Origin of the sequence: Sphingomonas sp. LY29 (genome assembly GCF_035593985.1) — a bacterium.
Classification (GTDB): domain Bacteria; phylum Pseudomonadota; class Alphaproteobacteria; order Sphingomonadales; family Sphingomonadaceae; genus Sphingomicrobium.
In genome coordinates this window covers 1087981-1110176 of the sequence record NZ_CP141587.1, presented here as the reverse complement: position 1 = coordinate 1110176, position 22196 = coordinate 1087981, and the positions used below count along the sequence as shown (strand labels likewise).

Genomic DNA, 22196 nt, shown 5'->3' with positions numbered 1-22196 from the left:
CGGACGATGGACTCCATTCGCATCAAGGGCGGCAAGCGCCTCGAAGGCCGCATTCCCATTTCGGGCGCCAAGAACAGCGCATTGACGCTGCTTCCCTGCGCGCTGCTGACGGCCGACAAGCTGACGCTGACCAACCTTCCGCGTCTCGCCGACGTCGACAATTTCTCACATCTTCTCAATGGCCTCGGCGCCTCGACCAAGGTCGCCGGCGTCAAGAAAGGCGAATATGGTCGCCGAATGACGCTCAGCGCGCGCGAGATCGCGTCGACCGTCGCGCCGTACGATATGGTCCGCAAGATGCGCGCGTCGATCCTGGTGCTCGGGCCGATGCTGGCGCGAGCGGGCGAGTCGACCGTGTCGCTTCCGGGCGGCTGCGCGATCGGTGATCGCCCGATCGACCTTCACTTGAAGGCTCTCGAAGCCATTGGCGCCGACATCGAACTGGCGGCCGGCTATGTGAAGGCGAGCGCGCCCAAGGGACGCCTGACCGGCGGCGATTATACCTTCCCGGTCGTGTCGGTCGGCGCGACCGAGAACGTGCTGATGGCCGCGGTCCTCGCCAGCGGCCGCAGCCAATTCTTCAACGCGGCGCGCGAGCCCGAGATCGTCGATCTGTGCAACCTGCTGGTGGCGATGGGCGCGAAGATCGAAGGAATCGGTTCGTCGCACCTGATCGTCGACGGGGTCGAAGGGCTCGACGGCTGCACCTACGCCGTCATGCCCGACCGGATCGAGGCGGGGAGCTATGCCTGCGCCGCCGGGATCACCGGTGGATCGATCGAGCTGGTCGGGGCTCGACCAGCGGACATGCTGGCGATCACCAACGCCCTGGCGGCGGCTGGCCTGCTGATCGAGATGACCGACGACGGCATCAAAGTGACCGCCGATCGCCCGCTCAAGCCGCTGGCGATTTCGACCGCTCCCTATCCGGGGTTCCCGACCGACATGCAGGCGCAATTCATGGCGATGCTGTGCCGCGCGGAAGGCGAAAGCTTCCTTGAGGAAACGATCTTCGAGAACCGCTACATGCACGTCCCCGAGCTTCGCCGCATGGGCGCCGAGATCGACGTGCGCGGGCGCTCCGCGATCGTCCACGGGGTCAAGTCGATGACCGGCGCGCAAGTGATGGCCACCGACCTTCGTGCGTCGATGAGCCTCGTGCTTGCCGGGCTATGCGCCGAAGGCGAGACCGAAGTGCTGCGGGTCTACCACCTCGACCGCGGGTACGAGCGGCTCGAGGAAAAGCTGCAGGGCGTCGGAGCGACGATCGAGCGCGTTTCCGCCGGATAGGGCTGCCCGCCGGACAGCCCCTCCGGGTGGTACGGTCAGTCGACCTCGGTCAGTTGCCGCGCGCCGCCTTGCTTGTGAACGCGGCCCGCTTTCATCACGAAGCCAACCGATTCGAGCAGGCGGACATTCTGCGTCGGGTCGCCGTCCACCGCGATGATATCGGCGTCCTTGCCCGGCTCGATCGTCCCCACCTTCGCCGACACGCCGAGCAGGTCGGCGGCGTCGACCGTTGCCGTGCGGATCGCCTGCGCGGGGCTCATGCCGTTCCGGACCATCAGCGCGAACTCCTCGGCATTGCGGCCGTGCGGGCTGACCCCGGTGTCGGTGCCGAACGCGATCTTTACGCCGCGCCGGTGCGCCTCGGCAAAGCTCTTCTCGGCATTGCCCGCGGCGGCGCGCGCTTTTTCGAACTGGGCCGGCGTCAGCGCGCCGCGTTGCCCGTCGGCGAGTGCGGCCGCTGGGGCGAGCAGCGTCGGCACGTAGTAAGCGCCGGTCTGCTTGTAGAGGCGGAAGCTCTCTTCGTTGGTGAAGGTGCCGTGCTCGATCGAATTGACCCCGGCGCGAAGGGCGGCATTGACGCCCTCCACGCCGTGCGCATGGGCGGCGACCTTGCGGCCGAAGGTGCGGGCGGTCGTAACCACGGCGCGCATTTCGTCGTCCATCATCTGCTGGTTGAGGCCGCCGGGAACGTTCGACAGCACGCCGCCGGTCGCGGCGAACTTGATCACGTCCGCGCCCGCGCTGATTTGCGCCCGAACCGCGCGGCGGCAATCGTCCGGGCCGTTGCAGACGTTGGTCGCGCGCGGCTTGTAGATGTCGGTGAGGTCGCGGTTGAGGCCGTTGACGTCGCCGTGCCCGCCGCCGACCGACACCATATCCGCCGCGCTGGCGATCGTCGGCCCGGCGAATTGCCCGGCCTCGATCGCATCGCGCAGCGACAGGATCGTGCGCGCGTCGCCGCCAAGGTCGCGAACGGTGGTGAAGCCCGCAAGCAGCGTCTTGCGAGCGTTGAGCAGCGCGGTGAACGCCTCATCCTCATTGTCGCGAAACGGCGCCTGCAATCGCGATTGAAGCCGGTCGTCGAGCCCGTTGAAGTGGACGTGGCTGTCAATCAGGCCGGGCAGCACGGTCGCGCCACGAAGATCGACCACGCGAGCGCCGGGAGTGTCGATGAAGCCGTCGCGGACTTCGGCGATGGTGCGCCCTCGCACGACGATGCTGACATTGCGGCGCGGGGCCTTGCCCGGCTCCGCCAACAAGCTGCCAGCGTGGATGACGGTGACGGCAGGGGCAGGGGCAGGGGCGGGCGCCGCGGCGGTCTGCGCGACGACAGGCGCGGCGATCGTCAGCGCGGCCGACGCAAGCAAGGTCTTGATCATAAAATTCCCCCCGAGATGATATGTGGCGGAGCGTAGCGCGGCGTTCGCGCGGCGCAACTACAGCGTGTCGAGGGCGTGCAGCGTGAGGCCGACCAGGCCGCCGACGAGCGTGCCGTTGATCCGGATATACTGAAGATCGCGCCCGACCGCGCTCTCCAGCCGGTCGGTGATCGTGCGCGCGTCCCAGCCGCGAATCGTCTCGCTGACCAGCTTGACGATCGACCCGCCATAGCTTGCCGCCATGCCGGCCACCGCGCGCCGGGCGAACTGGTTGATCGCGCGCTTCATCGACGCGTCGGTATCGAGGCTTGCGCCCATCGATTTCAGCACGTCGCCAAGCTTGCCCGCCATCGCCGCATCGGGATTGCGCGCGGCGCGGATGATCGCCTCACGCCCCTTCTGCCACAGCGTATCGAGCCACAACGAAACCGACTTGTTGTCGAGCAGCTCGACCTTCATCGCCTCGACCCGCTCGCGCGTTTCGGGCTTGGTCTGAAGGTCGTTGGCGAGGTCGGCTAGCGCCTGTTCGATCTTGACCCGCACCGGGTGCGCGGGATCGGCCTGCATGTCGACGCTGAGCTTGCGCAGGCCGTCGATGATCGCATCGCCAAGCTTGGCATCGAGTCCGGCAAGCTTGAGCACCCAGTTGGCGCGTTTGTGCACCATTTCGCGAATCAGGCCTTCGTTTGCGTCGAGCGCGCGCGCGGTCCAGCGGATCGCGGCCTCGAGCATCGGCACGTGGCGGTCTTCGTTGATCGCCGACGCAAGCGCGTGGCCGAGCAAGGGAGACACCTCCATCGAGCGGATACGATTGGCGATCGAGCTTTTGACGAGCCCACCAAGCCGCTCGTCGTCGAGTCCTTCGAACAGGTCGGCAATGAGGCGGCTTGCCCCGCGTCTGATCCGCGTTTCCTCGCCCTGTGGTGCCTGCAGGAAACGGCCCGCCGCGCCCGCCAGGTCGATGTGGCGCATCCGTCGCGCCACCACGGGCGCAATCAGGAAATTGGTCTGCAGGAAGTTCGCCAGCGTCTCGCCGATGCGATCCTTGTTGCGCGGGATGATCGCGGTGTGGGGGATCGGAAGGCCGAGCGGGTGGCGGAACAAGGCAGTCACCGCGAACCAATCGGCCAGCCCGCCGACCATCGCCGCTTCGGCGAACGCCTTGACGAACCCGACCCAGGGATAGGCGGGCTCGTAGATTCGAGCGACGATGAAGACGCCCGCCATCGCGACGAGCAGGCCGGTCGCGGCAGCCTTCATGCCGGCAGCGCCGGGCTGGGAAGGATTGAATCGGGAGAGTGCTGGTGGCCGCGCGGTCATCGCGGCCACCTTAGCTTCGCCGACGCCGATGTCACTCCGCGGGTTCGGGAACCGGCTCGTCCATCGGCTTGTGCGGCTCGCCATTGTCGACGAGCTTGCTGAACTTCGAGCCCAACCACGTCTCGATGTCGATCGCGATCGAGAAGAAGGCGGGGACCAGCAGCAGCGTCAGCAAGGTCGAGAACAGCAGGCCACCGATCACGGTCACGCCCATCGGCGCGCGCCAGCTGCCGTCGCCGCTGAGCGACAGCGCGATCGGAACCATGCCCGCGACCATCGCCACCGTCGTCATGACGATCGGCTGCGCGCGCTTGTGGCCCGCTTCGACGATCGCCTCGTTTTTCTCGACGCCGTGCCCCATCATCTCGACCGCGAAGTCGACCAGCAGGATCGAGTTCTTGGCGACGATCCCGAACAGCATCAGGATGCCGATCAGCACCGGCAGCGAGATCGGGTTGCCGGTCAGGTGAAGTGCAATCGCTGCGCCGAGCGGAGCGAGCAGCAGCGAGCCCATGTTGACCAGCGGCGACAGGAAGCGGCGGTAGAGCAGCACGAGGACCGCGAACACCAGCAGCACGCCCGATCCCAGCGCGATCGCGAAGTAGTAGAGCAGTTCGGCCTGCCACTTGCTGTCGCCAAGCTCGAGCTTCTGGACGCCGTCGGGCAGATTCTTGACCGTCGGCAGGTTGTTGATCAGCGGCCACACGTCGCCCGACACCAGGCCCGGCGACAGGTCGGCGCCGATCGCGATGCGGCGGATCTGGTCGGTCCGCTGGACCGTCGTCGGACCCGAGCCGAAGCCGATCTCGGCGACCGATTTCAGCGGCACCGAGCCGCCACTCGACGTCGGCACCGGCAGATTCTCGAGCGTGGCGAGATCCTTGCGCGAGCTTTCGGGCAGCGAGACGGTGATCGGCACCTGGCGATCGGCCAGCGAGAACTTTGCGCTGTTCTGCGCAATGTCGCCCAGCGTCGCGATGCGGATCGTCTGGCTGAGCGCGGTCGTCGTGACGCCGAGGTCGGCGGCCAGGTCGAAGCGCGGCGCGATCGTGATTTCCGGACGCACCAGATCACCCTGCACGCGCGGGGCGCGAAGCTGGCTGAGCGGGGTCATCTCGTCGACGATCTTGTTCGCAGTCGCCATCAGCAGTTCGGGATTGTCGCTGCCGAGGTAGAGCGTCATGTCGCGCCCGCCGCCGCCCGGACCGCCACCAGCCTGGCTGATGAAGTTCACCTGCGCGTCGGCGATGGCCGACACCTGCGGGGCAAGGTTGCGCTCGAACTCGGTCGAGGTGACTTCGCGGTCCTTCTTCAGCACGATGTTGAGGAAGCCCGATCCGACGAAGATGCGCTGGAAGACGCGGTCGACCGACGGATCCTTTTCGATGATCTCCGCGGCGCGGTCGGCAACGGCGGCGGTCTGCTCCAGCGTCGTGCCCGGCGGCATGCCGATGCGGACGCGGCTGAAGTCGACGTTGACCGGCGGCTGGAACGACATCGACAGCGTCGCGAACAGCACGCCCTGAAGGACGAACGCGCCGATCCCGGCGAGCACCATCGCAAAGCGGTGGTCCTTCGTCAGCGACCAGACGGCGCTCATCTTGCCCGGATGCTCGCGGCGGTAATTTTCTGCCTTGGAGGTATCGAGGCTCCAGCGCAGGATGCCGAGATACTTCTCCATCCCCTTGCCGCCGGCATGTTCCTGGATGCCGTGGGCCTTCAGGAAATAAGCGGCAATCAATGGCGTGATCATGCGCGCGACGAACAGGCTCATCAGCACCGCGATGACGACGGTGTAGCCGAAGCTCTTGAAGAATTGGCCCGAGATGCCCGGCATCAGCGCGACGGGCAGGAACACCGCGACGATCGCCATGGTGGTCGCGACGACCGCGAGGCCGATTTCGTCGGCCGCGTCCATCGACGCCTGATAGGCGGTCTTGCCCATGCGCATGTGCCGGACGATGTTCTCAATCTCCACGATCGCGTCATCGACGAGCACCCCCGCGACCAGGCTAAGCGCGAGCAGCGACAGGCCGTTGAGGGTGATGCCCATCAGGCTCATGAACCAGAAGGCGGGGATGGCCGACAGCGGGATCGCGATCGCCGCGATCAGTGTCGCGCGGAAGTCGCGAAGGAACAGGAACACCACGAGAACCGCGAGGACCGCGCCCTCGATCAGGCCCATCATCGCCGAGTGATACTGTTCCTTGGTGTAGTCGACCTGGTTGATAATCTCGACGAAGCGGATCCGCGGATCCTCCTTCTCGATCTTGCGAAGCTCTGCCCAGGCGTCGTCATAGGCGGTAACCTCGGACGAGCCCTTCGAGCGCTGGACGTTGAAGCTGATGACCTGGCGGCCGTTCATCTTCGCGATGGTGCGCTGCTCGGAATAGGCGTCCTTGACCTCGCCAAGGTCGGCCAGGCGAACGGTGCGGCCGCCCGGGACGGCAATCTGAGTCTGCGACAGGTCGTAGGCATTGGCGGCATTGCCGAGCACGCGGACCGCCTGCTCGGAGCCCGCGATCTCGGCGCGGCCGCCTGCGGCATTGAGGTTGGTCTGGCGAAGCTGCGCATTGACCGACGCGGCGGTGATTCCCTGCGCCTGGAGCGCGGCGGGGTCGAGGATGACGCGGATGGTGCGATCGACGCCGCCCTCGCGGCTGACCGCGGCGACGCCCTCGACGCCCAGCAGGCGGCGTGACACGGTGTTGTCGACATACCAGCTGAGCTGTTCCAGCGTCATGTCGGTGGTTTCGGCGGCGACGAACAGGATCGGATCGCCGCTGATGTCTTCGCGGCTGATCTGCGGCTCGAGGATGCCTTCGGGCAGGTCGCCGCGGATCTGCGTGACCGCGTCGCGAACGTCGTTGACCGCGCGGTCGGTCGGGGTGCCGATCTCGAACTGGACGAAGGTGTTGCTGTTGCCCTCGCGGACCGAGCTGTTGATCTCGTCAACGCCGTCGACGCTGCGAATCGCGGCCTCGACCTTTTGCGTGATCTGGTTCTCCATCTCGGTCGGCGCGGCGCCGGGCTGCGAGATGTTGACGTTGGCCGCCGGGAAATCGATGTCCGGGTTGTTATTGACCTCCATCCCCATGAAGGCGACGATCCCCGCGAGCATTAGCCCGATGAACAGGACGATCGGCGGCACCGGGTTCTGGATGCACCACGATGAGATATTACGAAAATTCATGGGGTCAGCTTTCGCTCAATCGTGGGCGTCAACGCGCTGCCTGGCGGCGCGGCGCAACCTTCTGGCCGGGGTTGAGGAACGGACCGGCCGACAGCACGACCTGCTCCTGGCCCGACAGGCCCTGCGCGATGGTCACGCCCTGGTCGCCGACGCTTCCGATGCGGATGTCGCGGCGTTCGACCTCGTTCTTGGCGTTGATGATGAAGACGTAATTGCCTTTCTCGTCGCTCAGCACCGCGCTCTGCGGAAGCAGCGGGGCGGTGGTCGCGCCGGCGGCAATCTTGGCCTCCGCGAACCCGCCCGGACGAAGGCTGGCGTCATAGGGAACCGAAATCCGAACCTCGCCCTGGCGGCTGGTCGGGTCGATGATCGGAGACACCTGCCACACGCGGCCGGAGAAGGCGCGGGTCGAGCCGATCGGCGTGACCGAAGCCGGCATCCCCTCGCGGACGAAGGCCAAATCCTGCTGCGACATCTGCGCGCGCATTTCAAAATCGCCGCCGCTAGCAAGGCGGAACAGCGCGGGCGATCCGGCCGAAATGACCTGACCGACTTCGACATTGCGGGCGAGGATCAGGCCGCTGGTGGGCGCGCGGATGTCGAGACGACCGATTTGCGCACGAGCGGCGCCAAGCTGCGCTTCGGCGACGCGGACGCGGGCGTTGGCGGCGTCGCGCGCGGCGCGCTTACGATCGAGATCGGCCTTCGACACGAAGCCGCGACCGACGAGCGAAGCGCTGCGCTCATATTCGTTCTGGGCAAGAGCGGCGTCGGCGCGCGCGACCTGGATCGACGCGCCGAGCTGGGCGGCGGTCTGGGTCTGCACCGAGCGATCGACGCTGGCGAGCACCTGGCCCTGGCGGACCCAGCTGCCAGCATCGACGGTGACGGCGCGGACGAGGCCGCCTTCGCCCGCGACACCGACCGGCTGGTCGCGACGCGCGGCCAGCGCGCCCGAGGCGGTCAGCGTGCGGCCGACTTGGCTTTGTCCCGGAACGATGATCGACACGGTCGGAATCTGGCCGCGGCGTCCGCCCTGGCCTGCGCCGGCGGTCGCGGCGGGATCGTCACCCTTGCCGAACAGGAACCACGCCGCCGCGAGCGCCGCGACGACGATCAAGGCCGCGATGATGATGTTGCGCCGACGATTCGACCGATCGACCACGACCAGCGTGTCGGAACTTGCGAAAGTGGTTTCCCGGTTCATTGGCCGCATTCTCTCATCATTCATGTCCGTGGATCCGACAGCTGTCTGCCGAAACTGTGTTACCCAAATAAGGCACTACAGGCAACTGCAGATAGCCGGCGCCGGTGTGAAGCGCTTTTCTACGAACGGCGGCACTGGTCCTGCCGAAGCGCGTTGTTGCCAAACTGCAACGACCATGGTCCAACAGGGGCCTATTCGACAAATGTAAGGGAGCGCGAAGGGGATGATCGAAAGTTACGGAATTATCGGATGGATCGTGATCGGCCTCATTGCCGGTGCGATCGCCAAGCTGCTGATGCCGGGCAAGGATCCGGGCGGCTGCATCATCACCATCCTGCTCGGCATTGCCGGCGCCCTGCTGGCCGGTTTCCTCGGCAAGATGGTCGGTTGGTATGACGAGGGCGAAGCCGCCGGCTTCATTGCCGCGATCGTCGGTGCCTTCCTGTTGCTGCTGATCTACCGGCTGGTGCTTCGCCGCCGCTAAGCAACGGTTCGCCGTTCATTTTGAGGCCATCGCCGATCCGCCATCCGGGCGGCGGCGGTGGCCTTTTTGTTGGTCCGTAAAAGGAGATTGAGATGATGAAATCCCTGATCGCACTCGCGGCGCTGGGAAGCGTGAGCCTGCCGGCGGTCGCGACCGCGCAGACCGCGGTGGTCGGCGTGCCCTCGCTTGCCGGCACCCGTCTCGACGTCAACGCGCGCGGCGAGGTCAGCCGCGTTCCCGACGTCGCCGTCATCACCGCGGGGGTGCAGACGCTCCGCCCGACCGCCACCGCGGCGATTGAAGAAAATGCCACCCGGATGGAGCGGGTTCGCGCCGCGCTTCGCCGCGCAGGGATCGCCGATCGCGATATCCAGACGTCGTCGATCAGCCTGAGCCCCGAATATCGCTATGCCGAAAACCAGCCGCCCGCGCTGACCGGCTATCGCGCGACGAACAGCGTCAACGTGAAGTTTCGCGACTTGAAGCGCACCGGCACCGTGCTCGACGCGCTGGTGGCCGAGGGGGCGAACCAGATCAACGGCCCCAACCTGACGATCGACAAGCCCGAAGCCGCCTATGACGAAGCGCGGGTGAAGGCGATCGCGGCTGGCCGCGCGCGGGCCGAGCTTTATGCGCGGGCCCTAGGCAAGCGGGTGGTCCGGATCCTGTCGGTCAGCGAAAGCGGCGCCTACGTGCCGCCGCCGATGCCTTATGCGGCCGACGCGGTCATCGCGCAGGGATCGAGGGTCGCGAAGACCGAAATCGATCCGGGTGTCCAGGAAGTGCAGGCGAACGTCTCGATGAGCTTTGAACTGCAATAGGCAAAAAAAGGGGCCGCCCGGACGATCCGGACGGCCCCAATTTTTCAGCTTGTCGTTCGCTTAGCGAACGCTGCCGCGGCGAACCAGGTTCACGATCGCGAGCAGGATAATCGCGCCAAGCAGCGAGATCAGCAGGTTCGGCAGCGAGAAGTCGCCGGTGGTGATCGAACCGCCGCCAAGCAGCGGTGCAAGCAGGAAACCGCCGAGCAGAGCGCCGACGATGCCGACAACGACGTTGAGCAGGATACCCTGCTGGCCATCGGTGCGCATTACGATGCTGGCGAGCCAGCCAAGAATACCACCGACGATGATGATAAGGATAAGGGTCATTGCGTTCCTCCTGTTCGCGGCCCCCCTTGTACGAACACCCACCAAAGCAACGGCCTTAGTGGGACCCTGTTCGCGGGACGCCTTCCGGCATCAAAGACGCGCGATGCACCAATGTTGTTCCGGCAAAGTAGCGACCTGTCCAGCCCTGAGGCACGCAGCAACGCGAAAGGGCCCCGCCAAAGACGGAGCCCTTTGAAGATTGCGACGCGATTACAGTAGGTTCAGTAGCGCTGCTGGCGCTCGTACTGATCGCGATAATGTTTGATGCGGGTGACACGCAGGCCGGGCATTCCCGACCGATCGACCGCGCGCTGCCATCCGGTGAATTCTTCAAGGCTCAGCGTGTAACGCTGGCAGGCCTCGTCGACGGTCAGCAAACCACCCGCGACCGCGGCCACCACTTCGGCCTTGCGGCGCACGACCCAGCGGGTCGTTCCGGCTGGCGGAAGCGAGTCGAGCGTCAGCGGTTCGCCAAGCGGTCCAATGACCTGCGCGGGACGAATTTTCTGATTCTCAAGCATACCAAAACCTCAGCCGTGTTAATCGTCAGTCGATGGCCAGTATTTAACCGAAGGCCATTGCGAAGGTCTGAACCCCGAAGGTAACCTTCGCCTTCATTTGTCCTTACCGCTCATTAACCCTGTCGCTGCCGCGCTGGTCGAAAAGCGGCCGCGAAGCGTACTCCGCGCGCTCTTCCACCCCTCGCCGGACGCCAGGAAACAGGCGATCGCGTCGCCGCGGTCCTGTGACCGGTCCGCGGACGTCGCGGCCATCAGGTCAAGCCAGTCCTTGATGTCGAACGGGGCTTCCCCCGCTGCCGTCAATTGTCCGTCGTGCCGTGCCAATCTTCGTCCCTCGAACCATGGTCGTTGGAAGGTGGTCTAGCCGGACAGGGTGAATTTCAGGTAAAGACCCGCTCCATGTCCCCCACGTTCGACCTGCCAAATGGCGCCGAAACGGCGCGAATCGTCGTCGCCATGTCCGGCGGGGTCGATTCATCGGTCGTCGCCGCGCTCGCCGCGCGCACCGGCGCCGAAGTGATCGGCGTCACGCTCCAGCTCTACGACCATGGCGAAGCCGCCCGTCGCCCGGGCGCCTGCTGCGCGGGACAGGACATCTACGATGCCAAGACCGTATGCGACCGCCTCGGCATCGCGCATTACGTGCTCGACTATGAAAGCCGGTTCCGCACCGGCGTGATCGACCGCTTCGCCGACGAATATGCGGCGGGCCGGACCCCGGTGCCCTGCTCGCTGTGCAACCAGGGCGTGAAGTTCGTCGACCTGATCGCCTTTGCGCGCGAACTCGGCGCGACCTGCCTTGCGACCGGCCATTATGTCCGCCGGGTCGAGCGGGACGGCCGCGTCGAACTGTGGAAGGGCCGCGACCCCGCGCGCGACCAGAGCTATTTCCTCTACGGTACCACCGCCGACCAGCTCGATTTCCTCCGTTTCCCGCTCGGAAATCTGCCAAAGAGTGAGGTCCGGCGGCTGGCAAGCGAGGAGGGTCTGATTGTCGCCGACAAGCCCGACAGCCAGGACATCTGCTTCGTCCCCAACGGCGACTATGCCAGCCTCGTAAAGAAGCTGCGTCCCGAAACCGCCGCCCCGGGCGAGATCGTCCACCTGGACGGCACCCTGCTCGGCCAGCACCAGGGCGTCGTTCACTTCACCGTCGGCCAGCGCCGCGGAATCGAGATCGGCGGGCAGGCCGAGCCGCTGTACGTCGTGCGGATCGATCCGAACGCGCGGCAGCTCGTCGTCGGTCCACGCTCCGCGCTCGCGGTCGGCGGGGCGCGGGTCGAGGGGATCAACTGGCTCGCCGAGGATCAGGTCGATGTTGAAGCCAAGGTGCGCAGTCTCGCTCGGCCGGTCCCGGCCCGCTGGGACGGATCTTGGCTGACCTTCGCCAATCCCGAATATGGCGTCGCGCCGGGCCAATCGGCGGTATTCTACGATGGCGACCGCCTGCTCGGCGGGGGAACGATCGTCGAGACCGAGGCCGCGCGCGAGATCGAAAAAGCTGCTGCCTGATTCGAAAAAGGCGCTAGGACTGTTTTCCATGAAAATGATCCTCGCGCTTGCCGCCCCGCTGCTCCTCCTGTCCGCTTGCGCCACCGCTCCCAAGGAGCCGATGACGCCGGCCGGACCCGACTTCCTCGCGCGCAACGCGGCGGTGAAGCGCGTGGTCACGACCCCGGGCGGCCTCCAATATTTCGTGCTCAAGTCGGGACCGAAAACTGGCCGCGCACCGGTCGACGGCGATACCGTCACCTTCGACTACGAAGGCAAGCTGACCGACGGCACGACCTTCGACAGCAGCATCGCGCGCGGCGAACCGCTCACCGGCGGCGTCGGCGACTTCGTTCCCGGCTTTACCGAGGCGTTGAAGCTGATGCGCCCGGGCGACGACTGGATCGTGTGGATCCCGCCCGCGCTCGGCTATGGCGAGCGCCAGTCGGGACCGATCCCACCCAACAGCGTGCTCCGTTTCCGGATGATCCTGCACAGCGTGACGCCCGCAGCGACGACGACGACGACGACGCCGCAGGGTTAGGCGATCTGGAAATAGCCTTCGATGACGGTGACCGCGCGTCCGCCCAGGACAACACGTTCGCCCTGATGCTCGCACTCGATCACGCCGGTGCGCGCGCTGGCTTGCAGCGCCGTAAAGCGATTGCGGCCTAGCCGGTCGGCCCAGAAGGGCGTCAGCGCGGCATGGGCGCTACCGGTGACCGGGTCCTCGTCGATGCCGTGATAGGCGGCGAACACGCGGCTTGCGACGGCGTGGTCGTCGCCCGGTGCCGTGACGATCACCAGCCGGTCTATCTTACGGAGCTTCGTGAAATCGGGTGACACGGCGCGGACCGCAGCCTCGTCGGACAGCAGCACGATCGCGGCCCCGTTACCCCCGCGCGACAGGAAGATCGGCCCGGTCACGCCCAGTGCGTCGAGCAACCCCTCTTCCTCGCCCTCGACCACCGGATAGGCAGGCAGGTCAAGATTGAGCAGCCCGTCCTCGCCGCGCGTCACCGCCAGCACGCCCGATCGCGTCGAGAAGCGCACTCGATCGCCCTTGATCAGGATATGCGCCGACGCCAGCGTCGCGTGGCCGCACAGGTCGACCTCGACCGTCGGCGTGAACCAGCGCAAATCGTAGTCGACCTCGTGCGATGTCGATGGAACGGTGAAGGCGGTCTCGCTCAGATTATTCTCGGCGGCGATCGCCTGCATCGTGGCATCGTCGAGCCAGTGGTCGAGCGGCATTACCGCGGCGGGATTGCCGGTAAACGGCGCCGACGCGAAGGCGTCGACCTGGAAGAAGGGCAGCGAGGTGCTCATTCGGCCTTCTCGGTCATGTGGCTGGGAAGGATCGTCTCGCGGTCGGTGTGGCCGATCGGGTCGAGGTGGATCAGGATCTCGGTCCCGGGGAAGCGATCGCGCAAGGCATGCTCGCAGGCCTCGAGCCGGTCATGCGCCTCCTTGAGCGACCAGTCGCCCGGCACCCACGCGTGGAACTGGACGAACTTGTAGACGCCCGACGATCGCGTCCGCAGGTCGTGCAGGCCGGTCAGCTCGGGATATTCACGCGCTGCGGCGAGGAATTCTGCGCGCTCGGCCTCGCCCCATTCGCGGTCCATCAACTGGTCGACGGCATCGCTCGCTGCGCGGAACGCGCCGTAAAAGAGCCACGCGGCAATCGCGATCCCGAACAGCGGATCGGCCAGCCGCCAGCCGAACAATTGATCGAGGCTGAGCGCGGCGATGACCGACACGTTGAGCAGCACGTCCGACTGGTAGTGGACATGGTCGGTCGTAATTGCGACCGAATTGGTGCGCTTGATGACATGGCGCTGATACGCCAGCAGCGCGACCGTCGCGACCATGGCGATCAGCGACACGCCGATCCCCGCCTCGAACCCCTGCGTCGGGGTATCGTCGTTGAGCCGGTCGACCGCGCGGATCGCGATCCCCAGCGCGGACACCGAGATCAGGATGACCTGCACCAGCGCGGCCAGCGCTTCGGCCTTGCCGTGGCCGAAGCGATGCTCGCTGTCGGCGGGCATCGCCGCCCAGCGGACGCCAAGGAAGGTGATGATGCTGGCGATGAGGTCGAGCGCGGTGTCGGCCAGGCTGCCGAGCATCGCCACCGATCCGGTCGCCCACGCGGCGTAGATTTTCAGCACGACGAGAAACAGCGCCATCGAAATGCTGGCGATCGCGGCACGATTGGTCAGCGAGGCGCGATGCTCGCCGTGGACATGCTGGTGCGAATGTCCGCCGCTCATGGATAGAGCAGGCTTTGCGTCCACCCCTCGCCATCGCGGACGAACAGCAGGCGGTCGTGCAGGCGGAATGGCCGGTCCTGCCAGAATTCGATCTTCTCGGGGATCACGCGAAATCCGGTCCAGCGCCCGGGCTTGTCGACCGCCTTGCCCTCGAAACGCGCGGCAGCCTCGGCATATTCGCGCTCGAACTGTTCGCGGCTGGCGAGCGGTCGCGACTGGCGGGACGCAACCGCGCCTAGTTGCGACTCGCGGCTCCGCGTCGCGAAATAGGCTTCCGACTCCGCCGCACTCACTTCCTCGACGCGCCCGTCGATCCGCACCTGGCGCATCAACGATTTCCAGTGGAACAGCAGCGAAGCGTGCGGATTGGCGGCAAGCTCGCTGCCCTTGCGGCTGTCGCCGTGCGTGAAGAAGGTGAAGCCGTCCGTGCCGTGGTCCTTCATCAGGACCATCCGCACCGACGGCCGGCCGTCGGGGGTCGATGTCGCGACGGCGACCGCTTCCGGGAAGCAGAGCTCGGCGGCCTTCGCTTCGGCGAACCAGTCTTCGAACATCACAAAGGGATCGTCGGCCATCGCCGCGCTTTGCCGCGTCGGCGCGCGTCTGTCGAGCGGTGGCGCTTGACGTGAGCGCTCCCCATCCCGAAACGGAGGCCGTCAACAAAAGGGAAAACATGGATCTCTACCAGCAATTGGGAGTCAGCCGGGGAGCAAGCGAGGCCGAGATCAAGAAGGCCTATCGGAGCCTGGCCAAGCAGCTGCACCCCGATCGCAATCAGGACAATCCCAAGGCGGCGGAGCGCTTCGCAAGCGTGACGCGGGCTTACGACCTCTTGTCCGACAAGGATAAGCGCGCGCGCTACGACCGGGGCGAAATCGACGAGGACGGCAATCCCAAGATGCCGTTCGGCGGCGGCTACGGTGGCGGGGGCGGCTATCCGGGCGGTTCGCCGCGCGGTGGCGCCGGCGCGGAATATCCCGGTGGCTTCGGGGCCGGGGTCGATCCGGCGGACCTCAGCGACCTGTTCGAAGGCCTGTTCAGCGGCGCGGCCGGGCGGCGCGGCGGCGGCTTCGGCGGCAACGCCTACAACCGCGCGCGGCCTCAGCAGAAGGGCGCGGACGTCGCCTATCGCCTGAAGGTGCCGTTCGTCGACGCGGCGACGATGCAGGAACAGCGAGTCACGCTGGCGGGCGGTCGCAAGATCAACCTCAAGCTGCCCAAGGGCGTCGAGGACGGCGCGAAGATCCGGTTGGCGGGGCAGGGGCAGGAAGGCCCGGGCGGCCGCGGCGATGCGATCGTGACGATCGAGATCGCGGGCCATGCCTTTTTTCAACGCGAAGGAAACAACATCCGCCTGACGCTACCGGTCACGCTCAAGGAAGCGGTGCTCGGCGCGAAGGTAAAGGTGCCGACGCCCGAAGGTCCGGTGGTGCTGACCGTTCCCAAGGGATCGACCTCGGGAAAGCTGCTCCGCCTCAAGGAGCGCGGCTTTACCGGCAAGGACGGCAAAAGGGGCGACCAGATCGTCGAATTGGCGGTCGATCTTCCCGCCGGCGACGCCGCACTCGAACAATTCGCCTCCGGCTGGGACGGCGGCGGCAACCCGCGGGCGTCGCTGGGGGTTTAGCCCGCCTGTATGGACGATCTACATTCCCAATCGCCCGAAGAGCGGCGCAAGCGGCTCGCCCGCATCCGTGCGCGCTTCGGCCGCGATGCGATGGAGCGCGCGCGGCGGGAGATCAAACCGCTGATCATCGCCAAACGCGTTGGGCTCGGCCTCTATAACGACGGCTTCATCCACGCCGGCAATCTCGCCTATCTGGCGTTGCTGGCGCTGTTTCCCTTCCTGATCCTCGCCGCCGCGATCGCGCGCCTGATCGGCAGCGGGGAAGCGACGCAGCTGACCGTCGCCACCATCCTCGGCCGCCTGCCGCCCGATGTCGGCGGCGTATTGGCGGGTCCGATCAACGAAGTGCTTAACGGGCGCTCGGGATCGTTGCTGTGGTTCGGTGCGATCGTCGGCCTGTGGACCGCGGGCAGCTTCATCGAGACGATCCGCGACATCGTCCGTCGCGCCTATGGCGTGAAATATGGAGCGAGTTTCTGGCAGTATCGGCTGGCGTCGATGGCGGTCATCCTGGGGTCGGTGATCCTGCTGCTGATCGCGTTCGGCCTCACCATCCTGATGACCTCGGTGCACCACTTCGTCGTCGCTCAGCTGCCCTTCTCGGACGGGATCGGCCGGACGCTCGGGCTATATCGCATCGTTCCGGCGCTGACCCTGTTCGGCACCTTTTACGTCATTTTCCTGGCACTGACGCCCAAGCGGTATCGAATCATCGAATGCCGCAAGTGGCCGGGCGCGTTCGTCGTCACGGTATGGTGGCTGCTGACCGTCGAGCTGCTGCCCTGGGGGATCGGCCTCTTCGGCGGGTATGAGCTGACCTACGGCAGCCTGGCCGGCGTGATGGTCGTGCTGATCTTCTTTTTCGTCATCGGCCTTGGCGTCGTCGCGGGCGCGGAACTGAACGCGGCGCTGGTCGAACCGGGGGGAAGGGCGCTAAAGGGCGAACATTACGAGGGCCCGTTCACCGACCAGCTTCCGGTCGAGGAGCCGGGACCCGACGAGACGGGCAAGCGCGGAGCGAAGGCCACCGCGAAACAGGGGGCGTAGATGAGCGGACTGTTGCAGGGAAAGCGTGGGCTGGTGATGGGGCTGGCCAACGACAAGTCGCTGGCGTGGGGCATTTCGAAGCAGCTGGCCGAGCATGGCGCCGAGCTTGCCTTTAGCTATCAGGGCGAGGCGCTGGAGAAGCGGGTGCGACCGCTCGCCGACAGCCTAGGCAGCGACTTCTGCTTCGACTGCGACGTCAGCGATCCCGCGCGGCTCGACGAGGCATTCGCGACGCTGCAGCAGCGCTGGGACAGCCTCGACTTCATCGTCCATGCGATCGGCTTTTCGGACAAGAATGAGCTTCGCGGCGGCTATGTCGACACCAGCCTCGACAACTTCCTGATGACGATGAACATCTCGGTCTACAGCTTCTGCGCGGTGGCGCAGCGCGCGCGGCGGATGATGAAGCCGGGCGGGTCGATGCTGACGCTGTCCTACTACGGCGCCGAAAAGGTCATCCCGCATTACAACGTCATGGGCGTCGCCAAGGCCGCGCTCGAGACGTCGGTGAAGTATCTCGCCGCCGACCTCGGCCCCGAAGGCATTCGCGTCAACGCGATCAGCGCGGGGCCGATCAAGACCCTGGCGGCGAGCGGGATCGGCGACTTCCGCTACATCATGAAGTGGAACGAGTATAATTCGCCGCTGCGCCGCAACGTCACGATCGAGGACGTCGGGGGGGCGGGGCTCTACTTGCTGAGCGACCTCGCCAGCGGTGTGACCGGCGAAATCCACCATGTCGACGCGGGCTATAACGTGATCGGCATGAAGGCCGAGGACGCGCCCGACATCGCCACCGTCTGACGGCGTCCTAAGTTCACAAAGTTCGTGGAGTGAGGCGCATTTTCGCGCCCGCATTGCGAACTTAAGGAATGGCCATGATGGTTGCCCGCCACGTCATCGTCACCGGCCGCGTGCAGGGCATCTTCTTCCGCGCGTGGACCAAGCAACAGGCTGACCAGCTCGGCGTTTCCGGCTGGGTCCGCAACCGATCCGACGGGTCGGTCGAAGCCTTCCTTGAAGGCGACGAAACCGCGGTCGCCGACCTGATCGAGCGGATGCGCAGCGGTCCGAGCGCGGCCAGGGTCGATCGCCTCGACGAAAAAGCTGCCGAGCCCAGCAGCGACAAGGGATTCAGCGTCCGACATTGAGCATCGGATCCTGCCACAGCGCGGGCGCTGTAGGACAGGATCCTTTGCTGAAGCCCCCGATCAGGCGGGGAACATCTGCGGCATCGCCAGCGCGTCGAACCCGTAAGGATCGGGGCGGAAGACGACCCCGTTCGGATTGGCCGACACGGTCAGATAGGTCATGTAGATCGGCACCGGGCGCGGCAGGTTCATTACCTGCTCGGGCTGGCCGGTGACCTGCGGCATCCGTCCGAACACCCAGCCCGCGAAGCGCTGGTAATCCTCCAGCCGCACGCAGCCATTGCTGAGCCAGCGATCCTTTTTCGCAAACAGTTCGGGATGCGGGGTGTCGTGAAGGTAGATGCCGTAATCGTTAGGCATCTCGAACTTCATGTTGCGCATCGAATTCCACGGTCCGGGCAGCTGGCGAACGCGGAAGGTGGGATCGGTCTTGGCCGCGGCCACGCGCTTCCAGTTGATCGTCTTGGGATCGACCAGCGGGGCGTTGGGGCTCCAGTCGGCAAGCACCTCGTAATGAAATTGCTTGAAGTAGGACGGACCCTGCTGCGCGGCGCGCTTGGCGGTCAGCGTGCGGGCCAGATCGGGGGGCACGTTCCAGTATGGGTTCGCCTTGGCGTTGCGCATCAGCACCGCCATCATCGGGGTCTTGGTTTCGGGCGTTCCGACGACGACGCGCATGCTGTCGGCGCGGCGGTCGCGGTCGAACAGGTGAACTTCCGCCGCGCCCGAATCGACGACGACGTAGCGGTCGAACGCGCGCACCGCGGGCAGGCGATAGGCGCGTTCCATGTTGATCGCGATCCGGCGCGCATAATAGGTCGCGCCGCGGTTGAGCGAGGCGACGGTGGCGCGTCCGGCGATGCCGTCGGCGGGGTCGAGGCCATGGACGGTCTGATAGGCGGTGACCGCCTGCTTCAGTTGCTCGTCATAGCCGCCGTCGGGGCTTAGGCCGAGCCGGGTGCGAAGCGCGGTGACGCGCTTGCCGGTCGATCCGGGCTTGAGCACGCCGCCCGCCGTGATCTTGGTCTGGGGAAGGCGGCCCCATGTCGCTTGGTAATTTTGAAGCCCACGCGCCAGTCCGACGAACATCGGATTGGGTTGTCCGGCCCGGCCGGCGTCGCGATCGAAGCTGAACACCCGCTGGAACCAGTTCTGCGGACGCTGGCGCCGCTTGGCGACGCTGCTCATCTGCGGGTCGACATAGACGAAGTCGACGCCCTGCTTGATCGCGCGCGGCACCGCGACGGGCGCGTCGCCGCGCGGCTGCGCCGAAGCGGGCGCGGTCATCAGCATGGCGCCGGCGGCAAGGATCAGGGTAGGCAAGCGCATGGATTTCAAGCGGTGGTGACCGCTGCTCCCAGTGGAAAAGGTAAAGTCATAACGGCCCTGCCCACCACCAAGTTGCGCGAAGCTGAATAAGGGCGGGCGATTGAGTCGCCGACTCTTCGCGATGCTCCGGCGACGCGACGCTCGGGCGGCTCAGCCCGCGAACGGATCGCGGACCAGAATTGTGTCGTCACGCTGAGGCGAGGTGCTGACCAGCGCGACCGGGCAGCGGATCAGTTCTTCGATCCGGCGGACGTATTTGATCGCCTGCGCGGGCAGGTCGGCCCAGCTGCGCGCGCCCGCGGTGGTGCCATCCCAGCCGTCCATTTCCTCGTAGATGGGGACCGCGCGCGCCTGATCGGCGGCGTGGGGCGGAAGGTAGTCGAAGGTCTGGTCGCCGATGCGATAGCCGGTGCAGATCTTCACCTTGTCGAAGCCGTCGAGCACGTCGATCTTGGTCAACGCGATCCCGGTGATGCCGCTGACCGCCGCCGACTGGCGCACCAGCACCGCGTCGAACCAGCCACAGCGGCGCTGGCGTCCGGTGACGGTGCCGAATTCGTGGCCGCGTTCGCCCAGCCGCTGGCCGGTTTCGTCGGACAGTTCGGTCGGGAAGGGGCCGCTGCCGACGCGGGTGGTGTAGGCCTTGACGATACCGAGCACGAAGCCTGCGGCGTTCGGGCCCATTCCGCTGCCCGCGCCGGTCGATCCGGCGACGGTGTTGGACGAGGTGACGAACGGATAGGTGCCGTGATCGACGTCGAGCAGCACGCCCTGCGCGCCTTCGAACAGAATGCGGCGGCCGCGGCGGCGCGCCTCGTCGAGGTCGCGCCACACCGGGCGGGCGAACTGAAGCACGAACTCGGCAATGCCTTCGAGGTCGGTGCGGAGCCGCTCGCGGTCTACCGGGGGGTGGCCAAAGCCGGCGCGAAGGTGATCGTGATGCGCGCACAGGCGGTCGAGCAAGGGGTCGAGCTCGCCGAGGTGGGCGAGGTCGCACACGCGGATCGCGCGGCGGCCGACCTTGTCTTCATACGCCGGACCGATGCCGCGGCGCGTGGTGCCGATCTTGCCCGCGCCGCTGGCATCTTCGCGCAATGCATCAAGGTCGCGGTGGATCGGCAGGATCAGCGGGCAGGTTTCCGCGATCATCATCACTTGCGGGGTGATCGCGACGCCCTGGCCGCGAAGCTTCTCGACCTCGGCCTTCAGCGCCCACGGGTCGAGCACGACGCCGTTGCCGATGACCGAGGGGGTGCCGGTGACGATGCCCGACGGAAGCAGCGAAAGCTTGTATACCTGGTCGCCGACGACGAGGGTGTGGCCGGCGTTGTGCCCGCCCTGGAAGCGCACGACGAGATCGGCCTGGGACGCGAGCCAGTCGACGATCTTGCCCTTGCCCTCATCGCCCCACTGCGCGCCGATGACGGTGACATTGCCCACGTGATGATTCCCCTGGAAGGTTGCGCTGGCGCCTTAGGGGACGCGCGGGCGGGGGTCAAAGCGGGTTAGGGGCGGCGCACTGTTTTCGGTTGCGTTCCGGATTTCGCGAGGTAATTTTCGCGCATCTAGTCGGGGGGCGATGATGACACTCAATTCAGCTTGGCGGCGCTGGCCGGCCCACATTCTGGTGCTTTCCGGCGTGATGACCAGCGCATCCGCGCTGGCGCAGGACCTGTCGGTACCAAGCGATCCAGTCGCTGCGATCGAAGGTGATTGGAACGGAATTTGGGAGGATTGGGCCGTTACAATTACCAATGGTCGCGTCGTGCTGACAAAAGGCGACCCGGACACCTACAATTGGCTTCCGGTCGGGACGGTGCTCGGCGTGCTGAATAACAATGGGAAGTCGGAGCCTCGAGCCTATCGGTTCAGCGGATCGACGTGCCTCGATCACCAACGCGATCAGTCACCATCGCAGTATAAGGTCATTCCCTGCGGCAACATCGGTGCAGTCCTGTCGGTATTCGCGGACTCCTACCAACTGACGGTGTCAGGCATTTCTCTTCGTCGAGCGAAAAATGCCGGCAGTTCGCGCAAGGAAAGCGCAAATCGGCCTCAGACCACAGCGTCGGGCGATACCGTAAAGGCTGCCCCGACCGCTGGACCCACCGCCGAGGAACGAAAGCGCGCGCACGAAGCCGTGGAAAAGCGCAATCGCGATGCTCAGGCAAAATATGAGGCCGACTTGGCCGAGCAGCAGCGGAGGGTCGCCGAGTTCAAACAGGCGCAGGACGATGTTGCGCGCCGGAAGGCCGAGCAACAAGCCGCGGCACAGGATGTGATCCGACAACATGGTGCGAAGCTCGCGGAGCACGATCAGGTGCTTCGCCAATATCAAGCAACCCAGCAGCGGCATGCGTCCTGCCTGGCGGGGGACAAGCAGTCATGCGCCGACATTGCCGCTGGCAAACCCGTCGTTGCGTCTTCGGGCGGGAACGCGACAGCTTCCGTCGAAACCGACGCCAACCGGTGCGTTTCGTCTCCTGACCTGCGCCGCGACGACACGTCGAAAGGCAATACCGCGGCGTACGTGACGAACGGATGCGGCGAGCCGGTCGACGTCCGCATCTGCCTGTCCAAGCAAGGCGCTGGTTGGAACTGCGGCGTGGGGTGGGGGATCCAACCGCAAGCAAAGTGGAGCTACTCGTCGTTCGAGGCGACCGGACAAGTGTTCGTCGACGCGCGCATAAGCGGCTCAGGCAAAACGCTCGCCTCGCCCAACTGAGCCGA

Annotated in this window: 22 protein-coding genes; 10 read left to right on the top strand and 12 right to left on the bottom strand. The window is 66.0% G+C overall.

Features of this window, described 5'->3' with window-relative positions:
- Positions 1 to 6 precede the first annotated feature (6 nt).
- Positions 7 to 1290, top strand: coding sequence for a UDP-N-acetylglucosamine 1-carboxyvinyltransferase (murA, locus tag SH584_RS05580; RefSeq protein WP_324809227.1), 1284 nt, complete (start codon positions 7 to 9; stop codon positions 1288 to 1290).
- A 35-nt stretch (positions 1291 to 1325) separates the two neighbouring features.
- Here murA and SH584_RS05575 read toward each other — a convergent pair whose 3' ends face one another.
- From SH584_RS05575 to SH584_RS05560, 4 genes are all read right to left on the bottom strand, one after another.
- Positions 1326 to 2669 carry a metal-dependent hydrolase family protein gene (locus SH584_RS05575; protein WP_324809225.1) on the bottom strand — a complete coding sequence of 448 codons (1344 nt, stop codon included), beginning with the start codon at positions 2667 to 2669 and terminating at the stop codon, positions 1326 to 1328.
- Positions 2670 to 2726: 57 nt separating this feature from the next.
- Entirely contained in the window at positions 2727 to 3929 is a 1203-nt protein-coding gene (locus SH584_RS05570; RefSeq protein WP_324809223.1) for a DUF445 domain-containing protein, read from the bottom strand.
- Positions 3930 to 4020: 91 nt separating this feature from the next.
- Entirely contained in the window at positions 4021 to 7182 is a 3162-nt protein-coding gene (locus tag SH584_RS05565) for an efflux RND transporter permease subunit (protein WP_324809221.1), read from the bottom strand.
- Between the two features lie 28 nt (positions 7183 to 7210).
- A complete protein-coding gene (locus tag SH584_RS05560) occupies positions 7211 to 8389 on the bottom strand; it encodes an efflux RND transporter periplasmic adaptor subunit (RefSeq protein WP_324809220.1) in 1179 nt (392 codons plus the stop codon).
- Positions 8390 to 8612: 223 nt separating this feature from the next.
- On the opposite strand from SH584_RS05560, the gene SH584_RS05555 reads away from it, so the two are divergent.
- Positions 8613 to 8873, top strand: a complete 261-nt coding sequence (locus tag SH584_RS05555; protein WP_322842169.1) for a GlsB/YeaQ/YmgE family stress response membrane protein — start codon at positions 8613 to 8615, stop codon at positions 8871 to 8873.
- 92 nt (positions 8874 to 8965) lie between these two features.
- Positions 8966 to 9694, top strand: a complete 729-nt coding sequence (locus tag SH584_RS05550) for an SIMPL domain-containing protein (RefSeq protein WP_324809217.1) — start codon at positions 8966 to 8968, stop codon at positions 9692 to 9694.
- A 60-nt stretch (positions 9695 to 9754) separates the two neighbouring features.
- Here SH584_RS05550 and SH584_RS05545 read toward each other — a convergent pair whose 3' ends face one another.
- The 3 genes from SH584_RS05545 to SH584_RS05535 all read right to left on the bottom strand — a co-directional run bounded on the left by SH584_RS05545 (position 9755) and on the right by SH584_RS05535 (position 10869).
- Positions 9755 to 10024 (bottom strand): GlsB/YeaQ/YmgE family stress response membrane protein, encoded by a 270-nt coding sequence (locus SH584_RS05545; RefSeq protein WP_322842171.1) that lies wholly within the window; start codon positions 10022 to 10024, stop codon positions 9755 to 9757.
- A gap of 221 nt (positions 10025 to 10245) precedes the next feature.
- Positions 10246 to 10545: a CtrA inhibitor SciP gene (sciP, locus tag SH584_RS05540; protein ID WP_322842172.1), complete on the bottom strand. Its 300-nt coding sequence runs from the start codon at positions 10543 to 10545 to the stop codon at positions 10246 to 10248.
- 93 nt (positions 10546 to 10638) lie between these two features.
- A complete protein-coding gene (locus tag SH584_RS05535; RefSeq protein WP_322842173.1) occupies positions 10639 to 10869 on the bottom strand; it encodes a hypothetical protein in 231 nt (76 codons plus the stop codon).
- Between the two features lie 75 nt (positions 10870 to 10944).
- Here SH584_RS05535 and mnmA point away from each other — a divergent pair, with 75 nt between their 5' ends.
- Positions 10945 to 12057 (top strand): tRNA 2-thiouridine(34) synthase MnmA, encoded by a 1113-nt coding sequence (mnmA, locus tag SH584_RS05530; protein WP_324809214.1) that lies wholly within the window; start codon positions 10945 to 10947, stop codon positions 12055 to 12057.
- Positions 12058 to 12085: 28 nt separating this feature from the next.
- A complete protein-coding gene (locus SH584_RS05525) occupies positions 12086 to 12580 on the top strand; it encodes an FKBP-type peptidyl-prolyl cis-trans isomerase (protein WP_324809212.1) in 495 nt (164 codons plus the stop codon).
- Here SH584_RS05525 and SH584_RS05520 read toward each other — a convergent pair.
- Genes SH584_RS05520 through pdxH form a run of 3 tightly spaced genes read right to left on the bottom strand, consistent with a single transcriptional unit; the run spans position 12577 to position 14887 of the window.
- Positions 12577 to 13365 carry a PhzF family phenazine biosynthesis protein gene (locus SH584_RS05520; protein ID WP_324809210.1) on the bottom strand — a complete coding sequence of 263 codons (789 nt, stop codon included), beginning with the start codon at positions 13363 to 13365 and terminating at the stop codon, positions 12577 to 12579. The genes SH584_RS05525 and SH584_RS05520 overlap by 4 nt on opposite strands.
- Positions 13362 to 14312, bottom strand: a complete 951-nt coding sequence (locus SH584_RS05515; protein WP_324809208.1) for a cation diffusion facilitator family transporter — start codon at positions 14310 to 14312, stop codon at positions 13362 to 13364. Before SH584_RS05515 ends, SH584_RS05520 begins: the two co-directional genes overlap by 4 nt.
- The gene (gene pdxH, locus SH584_RS05510) at positions 14309 to 14887 is read right to left on the bottom strand and encodes a pyridoxamine 5'-phosphate oxidase (RefSeq protein WP_324809206.1); all 579 of its coding nucleotides are present in this window, start codon (positions 14885 to 14887) and stop codon (positions 14309 to 14311) included. The genes SH584_RS05515 and pdxH overlap by 4 nt, the downstream gene beginning before the upstream one ends.
- A 98-nt stretch (positions 14888 to 14985) precedes the next feature.
- Here pdxH and SH584_RS05505 point away from each other — a divergent pair, with 98 nt between their 5' ends.
- The 4 genes from SH584_RS05505 (at position 14986) to SH584_RS05490 (ending at position 18137) form a co-directional block, all read left to right on the top strand.
- Positions 14986 to 15939 carry a J domain-containing protein gene (locus tag SH584_RS05505; RefSeq protein ID WP_324809204.1) on the top strand — a complete coding sequence of 318 codons (954 nt, stop codon included), beginning with the start codon at positions 14986 to 14988 and terminating at the stop codon, positions 15937 to 15939.
- Positions 15940 to 15948: 9 nt separating this feature from the next.
- A complete protein-coding gene (locus tag SH584_RS05500; RefSeq protein ID WP_324809203.1) occupies positions 15949 to 16986 on the top strand; it encodes a YihY/virulence factor BrkB family protein in 1038 nt (345 codons plus the stop codon).
- Positions 16987 to 17790 carry an enoyl-ACP reductase FabI gene (fabI, locus tag SH584_RS05495; RefSeq protein WP_324809202.1) on the top strand — a complete coding sequence of 268 codons (804 nt, stop codon included), beginning with the start codon at positions 16987 to 16989 and terminating at the stop codon, positions 17788 to 17790.
- 74 nt (positions 17791 to 17864) lie between these two features.
- On the top strand, positions 17865 to 18137 hold the full coding sequence (locus tag SH584_RS05490; RefSeq protein WP_324809201.1) for an acylphosphatase: 273 nt from the start codon (positions 17865 to 17867) through the stop codon (positions 18135 to 18137).
- Positions 18138 to 18197: 60 nt separating this feature from the next.
- On the opposite strand, the gene SH584_RS05485 is transcribed toward SH584_RS05490, so the two are convergent.
- Together SH584_RS05485 and SH584_RS05480 are read right to left on the bottom strand one after the other, a co-directional pair.
- Positions 18198 to 19466 carry a L,D-transpeptidase family protein gene (locus tag SH584_RS05485; protein ID WP_324809199.1) on the bottom strand — a complete coding sequence of 423 codons (1269 nt, stop codon included), beginning with the start codon at positions 19464 to 19466 and terminating at the stop codon, positions 18198 to 18200.
- Between the two features lie 150 nt (positions 19467 to 19616).
- Positions 19617 to 20906 carry an adenylosuccinate synthase gene (locus SH584_RS05480; RefSeq protein ID WP_324809197.1) on the bottom strand — a complete coding sequence of 430 codons (1290 nt, stop codon included), beginning with the start codon at positions 20904 to 20906 and terminating at the stop codon, positions 19617 to 19619.
- Between the two features lie 700 nt (positions 20907 to 21606).
- On the opposite strand from SH584_RS05480, the gene SH584_RS05475 reads away from it, so the two are divergent.
- Entirely contained in the window at positions 21607 to 22191 is a 585-nt protein-coding gene (locus tag SH584_RS05475; RefSeq protein WP_324809194.1) for a hypothetical protein, read from the top strand.
- Positions 22192 to 22196: the final 5 nt, after the last annotated feature.